Below are 5,556 nucleotides of genomic sequence, written 5' to 3' on the forward strand. Positions count from 1 at the left end.
CAGTTGGTAACAACTGCAGTATGGCGCATCGCGACGCCGGTGGAGCAGGAGCCACCCACTCCATCCGGATTGGGCCGTTTTCTTAGCGCGCGGGCACTGTATTAGCATCAATTCCGCGTCGTCTCCGATGTCCTCACCACGCAGAAAAAGGCGTTGGAAAATCTCGGCGTTGCTCCGGATCGCATCTACGCCAACCATGGCCTGACCGAAACGAGTCGCGCCCGCCCCAGCCTTGATCAGGCACTCGCCGCCGTGCGCGAGGGCGACACATTTGTCGTGCCCAAACTCGACTGGTTGGCCCGTTCCGTTCCCGACGCCCGCGCCATAGCCGATCAGCTTCAGGAAAAAAGCGTCAAGCTGGCCCTCGGCGCATCGGTTTATGATCCAACCGACCCAATGGGTAGGATGTCTTTCAATATTCTCGCCACCTTAGCGTGGTGTGGTCCACTGAAACACCGCGCTCGGCCATGATTTCTTCCAGATCACGATATGACACTCCGTATCGGACATAGAAAAATACAGCGAACAAGATCACTTCCCTGGGATATTGTGCGCCTTTGAAAGAGATCATGGTCCGACGTTCGAATTGAAAATACCGATAGTCATTCACTCGCTGGTGGCGCGAGCGTCAACGGTCAAAAATTTGCAACTGATCCCTTCGGGGTGCATGCGCTTTGACGCAGTGGATTATTCAGCGATGAAGAATATTAACTGATTTCTGCGCACCCTCAGTCAGCGGATAAATTTCTTGGTTGCGTGAAGCGATGCATCGAGTCTATTTCGCTGACAGCTGAGATTTGGTGGAACCGCCGCTTCATCCATCAAACATTTTGGGTCAAATCAAGTCGAGATCACAATTCTACATTCCAGCCCGCCGAGCAACGCAGATGCGCCCAATTTCAGCTGGGCACCATAGGCATTCAGTAAATCGACTGCTATTGCTAGCCCCAATCCGCTGCCGGTGACCGATGTGTCCAGCCGGCCTCCTGATCGCAGAGCCTCTCGGCGGGCTTCCTCGGGAATTCCGGGACCGTCGTCTTCGATACTGATTTCGATGCAACCAGGCTTGCGTTCAGCCGTTATACGTACTCTTTGCCGACACCACTTGACTGCATTGTCCAGCAAGTTGCCCAGTACTTCCTCGATGTCCTGTGCATCCATGCGTACCCAGAGTCCGGGATCACGTGCGGTCTGCAGAGATTTTCCCTCGCGAACCGCCATTGTCGAGAACAGCCGTGCTAACCGGTCGATGGAGTTTGTCAGATCAGTCCGCGAATGGGTTAGATCTGCGGTGTGTAATGCCCGCAATCTGGCCAAAGATCTGTTTAACTGGGCATCGATCCGATCAAGTGCCTCTTGCGCCGTATCCGTTGTGGCTCCTGCGCCGGAAAGCGAATTCAATTCGTTCCGCAAAATGGTGGCCGGAGTTTTCAACGCATGCGCTAAATCCGCTGCCTGACGGCGTGATCCCGAAAGGATTTCGCGGTTCCGGCTCAGAAGTTTGTTCAGGTCCTCGACTAAGGGTGAGACCTCTTCGGGATAATCGGTCGGTCTGAGGTCTTCATCCCGGTCCCAACGATGCGCGACATCAGTACGCAATCTTCGCAGCGGCCCGAGTATGAAGGTCATCAGCAGCAACGATCCGGCCACACCTATCAGACCAACAAGGGCAAACACGGGCAATAGGCTTTGCTGCGCTGCGCGGCGCTCGGCGACAAGCTGTGCCCGGCTTTCCGCAACGCTGACGCCCCAAACTGAGCCGTCTTCGAAAGTGATTGTTTGAAAGGCACTGCGCAGAACTTCTTCATCCGGGCCGTTTGTGTTCCAGAGCGTTGGGGCGTCTGGATTGCCAGCCGGCTCGGCAATAAGTTCGTCAAATAGTGAGGCAGATGTGAAAAACTCTCTCTTGTCGCTGCGGACTTGCCAATATCGTCCGGAGTAAGGCGTACTATAGGCCGGGTCGAACATCAGATCACGAAGTGCATCCGGGCTTTGGCTGGTGACACTCAAACCTACCACAAGCTGTGTATGGCGATCCAATAGGGCTGTGTCGAAGCGGTCTGATACGCGGTCATTGATGTAAGAGAAGACGGCAAGTGTGCCCAGTCCTAGAGACACAGCTCCGGATGCAACGCCACCCAACAGTGCCCGTTGACGCAGTGATAACATCAGGTTGAGTCAATCATGTATCCGCGGCCTCGTACTGTAGTGATCAAATCGGGGCCTAGTTTCTTACGCAAGCGGGTTACGAAGACAGCAATGGTGTTTGAATCCCGGTCACCATCGTATTCATAGATATGTTCTGAAAGCTCAGTTCTGGAGATCATGCGCCCTGCATTATGGGCCAGATAGGTCAGCACAGCGATTTCCTGAGCGGTCAGATCGATCGGAACACCATCGACTGTCACCCGCCCGTTGCGGGTGTCCAGAATGACATTCCCCATCTCGATCACAGGGTTCAACTGACCACTTTGCCGTCGCAGTATGGCGCGAACACGTGCGGCCAGTTCGGGCATATGGAAGGGCTTGGTCATATAATCATCTGCACCGGCATCCAGGCCATCGACCCGCTCACTCCAGCCATCACGGGCGGTCAGGATCAGAACCGGGGTTTTGACACCTGAACCACGCCACTCCCGCAAAACCGAAATACCGTCCCGTTCCGGCAGTCCGATGTCCAGAATGATCATGTCGTACGGTTCGGTCGCGCCCAGATGTAACGCTTCAAGCCCGTTGTTCACCACATCCACTACGCGACCTTCAGCATTCAAAAGCTTTTTGATCTGTTCGCAGAGGTGGGGTTCATCTTCTGCAAGTAAAACTCTCATACCCCGGAATTATAGGCGTGTGATTTGTTGTTTAACCATCACTTTTTGCCTCCGCCATTTCCACCGCCGTTTCCACTTCCATTGCCGCCACCGTTACCACCGCCGTTTCCACTTCCATTGCCGCCACCATTTCCGCCACCGTTACCACCGCCGTTTCCACCCCCATTGCCGCCGCCATTTCCGCCGGAGTTTCCCCCGCCACTTCTACCAGAATTTCCGCCGCCATTTCCGAAACCGTTATCGCCCCGGTTTCCATTGGTGCTATTGTTGTTGGAACTCTCTTTTGATGCAGCGGAAGCAGAATTGCCTGGTGCAGTTCGGGCAGCTTCGGTTACTTGCCGTCCGATGTTGGACCGATTGGGTACAACAACACCCGTTTTTGCGTTGACAATAACGCTAATTATCTTGCCATCGGGTTTCTTGACCAAAATGCGATAGTACACCTTGTCCGTCTGGAACGCGCGCGCGCCTACGGGTGTGCCACCATAGACGCGCTCCACACCCTTGATAACCTTCTTGAGCCGAATAGCTTTTCCTGAACTTGTCGCCTTGCGTAATTCAGACTGTTTCAGTTCGCGGGCAGCCGCATTGCTGTGGCCAGGTTGGAGAACAGCGAGAAGGCAGGCAATGATAAGAAGCTTTTTCATCTTCGGTACTTTTGACAGCACATACACCCGCTCAGCCTAGCGAAAGTTACATGAACCGGTGATGAACAACCAGTTTCCCATGGGTTCAACGATTATGGGTTTAGATGACAAAAGCCCGGTCAAGAATCCGGCAAGCGTACTGCGCAGGTACGAATCGAAAACTTGAGATTGCGGACCGCAGAAACTCAAACTCGAAGAAAGAGAATCGCCATGAAAAACACAATGTCCGGATTGTTAAAAACCTCAGCAATTGCCATCGCCCTGATGGGTTCTGCCGCGATCATTGGATCGATCGCCTTTCCCGACTCTGCCTACGCGAAAGGGGGCAACGGAAATGGTGGTGGAAACGGCGGCGGTAACAGTGGAGGCAATGGTGGTGGTAACGGCGGCGGCAATGGTGGCGGAAACGGCGGCGGCAATTCTGGCGGAAACGGTAACAGCAACGGGAATGGCAATGACGGAGCCGGAAACAGTAAAGGCGTGGGAAAGGGCGGGTCCAAAAGTGATGGTAAGTCTGCGGCTGGCAAATCAGGCAAAAAAACATCTGGTGTCACTGGTGCGCGGACCAAATCCTCGAAGGGGAAGAAATTCTCTCTAAGGGATATATTTGGTGGTAAAAAGTCCAAGGCCAAGAAAACCAAACCCAAGACTACGAAAGTAGCGCGAACAACGAAAATTTCGCCTCAAGTCACCAAGTCCGTGCGCCCGGAGAAGCGTCCGGCCGGGAACAAAATGGCCACGTTGCTCGGGGCACACCCATCTGAGCTGGGGGCGTTGAATGCAGCAAATGCAAGCGAGACGGCTTTGCTGAATGCAGCACCCAATTCGCGAGTGGGTCGAATTGCTACTTATCGTGATACCGTATTGGCCGGGGATGATCTGCGGGCGGCGCTGGAGGAACAGCAGGATTTTCTGGAGGGGATAACACCGCCGGATCGATCTGTCTCTGAAATCGAACAGGATCTTGAATCAGTCCAGACAGACATTGAAGAAAAACAAGATCTTGTGAACGACCTTGAAGAGGCTCTGGCTGACGCCGGTGGCACCGATCCCGGCATTGAAGCAGCGCTTGAGGAAGCGAACACCGACCTCCAGGACGCTATCGATACGGCTGAGAGTCTGGAATCCGAGAAGAAGGGTGCCGCCGATTACGAGCAAGCGGTAGCCGAAGTCGATGAGTTGACAGAAGCCGTTGAAGATCAGGAACTGACTGAACGTGAAGCGCTGGAAAATGCGGCGAACAAGCCTGTCACTGATGAGGTCGAGGAAGCGGTGAAATCACTTCTTGGCCTAGATAGCTAACAGTATTGGTTTGCTATTTTGCAAGCCGATGGTGGCCGGTTCAGCCGTGTCTTTACCACGAGCATGGCTGATCCGGCATCATGTCGGTAACGCTCTGTTTGGATAGTCTGGATCACACTCTCCTGACTTTGAATGCATCAAAGTCACTCAAACAAATAGGCCCGCTCCGGTTCGGAGCGGGCATTGTCATTACCTGATTTGGTCGCCGTAGTCCGGAAGCGTTTTTCGCTTCCAATTGTCAGATCAGGCGTCCCTGTTTGCCTCATCAAGTCGCTTGTTATTGATGATGTCAGTCAGTGCATTTTCGATAGGAGGGAAGCGATTGTTGCTCGAATATTCGGTATTTGAAAGTTCGCCGCGAACGGCAGCACTTGAGGATCGCATTGATGCAGGAACGCAAAGCTCGACCTCAACGGCAGTCTTGATCATTCTTTTCCCCTTCCACTAAGCCGGGCACACTTTCTTAGCCCTGCGAGGATCAGTATGAGTGATACAGGTTGAACACTCAGAGAACACATTGTTCACGTTCAATTAATGTTGTCGCTCAAGAGTGAACAAAAGCTGAGAGAATTTTTGCACCATAGGAAAACCTACCTTCAAAGGTCTTCTTCGAACCACAGCACTAGTTGGACAGAGAAGTTGTATGTTTTCGATTTGGCGCTGGTGGCAATGAACGTCAAGCAGGAGTCAGCGTTGGTTTCGACGGCTTTGTCGCAAACTTTCGGCTCCGACGCCTCCGTGTTAGTGGCGTCTCAGATTTCGAACGAGGCGGGCAGTGA

At 53.4% G+C, this 5,556-nt stretch carries 5 protein-coding genes and 2 pseudogenes; 2 read left to right on the forward strand and 5 right to left on the reverse strand.

Features of this window, described 5'->3' with window-relative positions; genetic code table 11:
• Window positions 1–141: 141 nt before the first annotated feature.
• A pseudogene (locus Q0816_RS25750) lies at window positions 142–435 on the forward strand (recombinase family protein); the annotation flags it as partial.
• Here the strand turns inward: Q0816_RS25750 and Q0816_RS25755 are convergent.
• The 4 genes and pseudogenes from Q0816_RS25755 to Q0816_RS25770 all read right to left on the reverse strand — a co-directional run.
• Window positions 425–571 (reverse strand): annotated as a pseudogene (locus Q0816_RS25755) (IS6 family transposase); the annotation flags it as partial. The pseudogenes Q0816_RS25750 and Q0816_RS25755 overlap by 11 nt on opposite strands.
• Window positions 572–840: 269 nt before the next feature.
• Entirely contained in the window at window positions 841–2,169 is a 1,329-nt protein-coding gene (locus tag Q0816_RS25760; RefSeq protein ID WP_298856131.1) for a HAMP domain-containing sensor histidine kinase, read from the reverse strand.
• The gene (locus Q0816_RS25765; RefSeq protein WP_298856132.1) at window positions 2,169–2,828 is read right to left on the reverse strand and encodes a response regulator transcription factor; all 660 of its coding nucleotides are present in this window, start codon (window positions 2,826–2,828) and stop codon (window positions 2,169–2,171) included. Before Q0816_RS25765 ends, Q0816_RS25760 begins: the two co-directional genes overlap by 1 nt.
• A gap of 38 nt (window positions 2,829–2,866) precedes the next feature.
• Complete coding sequence (locus tag Q0816_RS25770; protein WP_298856135.1) at window positions 2,867–3,502, reverse strand: hypothetical protein; 636 nt, start codon at window positions 3,500–3,502, stop codon at window positions 2,867–2,869.
• A gap of 141 nt (window positions 3,503–3,643) precedes the next feature.
• On the opposite strand from Q0816_RS25770, the gene Q0816_RS25775 reads away from it, so the two are divergent.
• Entirely contained in the window at window positions 3,644–4,777 is a 1,134-nt protein-coding gene (locus Q0816_RS25775; RefSeq protein ID WP_298856137.1) for a hypothetical protein, read from the forward strand.
• A gap of 243 nt (window positions 4,778–5,020) precedes the next feature.
• Here the strand turns inward: Q0816_RS25775 and Q0816_RS25780 are convergent, their stop codons facing one another.
• Window positions 5,021–5,206 carry a hypothetical protein gene (locus Q0816_RS25780; protein WP_298856139.1) on the reverse strand — a complete coding sequence of 62 codons (186 nt, stop codon included), beginning with the start codon at window positions 5,204–5,206 and terminating at the stop codon, window positions 5,021–5,023.
• Window positions 5,207–5,556 lie beyond the last annotated feature (350 nt).

This window comes from uncultured Ruegeria sp. (assembly GCF_947497005.1).
In the GTDB taxonomy this organism is placed as follows: Bacteria; Pseudomonadota; Alphaproteobacteria; order Rhodobacterales; family Rhodobacteraceae; genus Ruegeria.

What these genes read in the sequence shown, in the direction of transcription:
- Q0816_RS25765 (WP_298856132.1), bottom strand. Translation starts at nt 2,828, where the DNA reads ATGAGAGTTTTACTTGCAGAAGATGAACCCCACCTCTGCGAACAGATC.
- Q0816_RS25780 (WP_298856139.1), bottom strand. Translation starts at nt 5,206, where the DNA reads ATGATCAAGACTGCCGTTGAGGTCGAGCTTTGCGTTCCTGCATCAATG.
- Q0816_RS25760 (WP_298856131.1), bottom strand. Translation starts at nt 2,169, where the DNA reads ATGTTATCACTGCGTCAACGGGCACTGTTGGGTGGCGTTGCATCCGGA.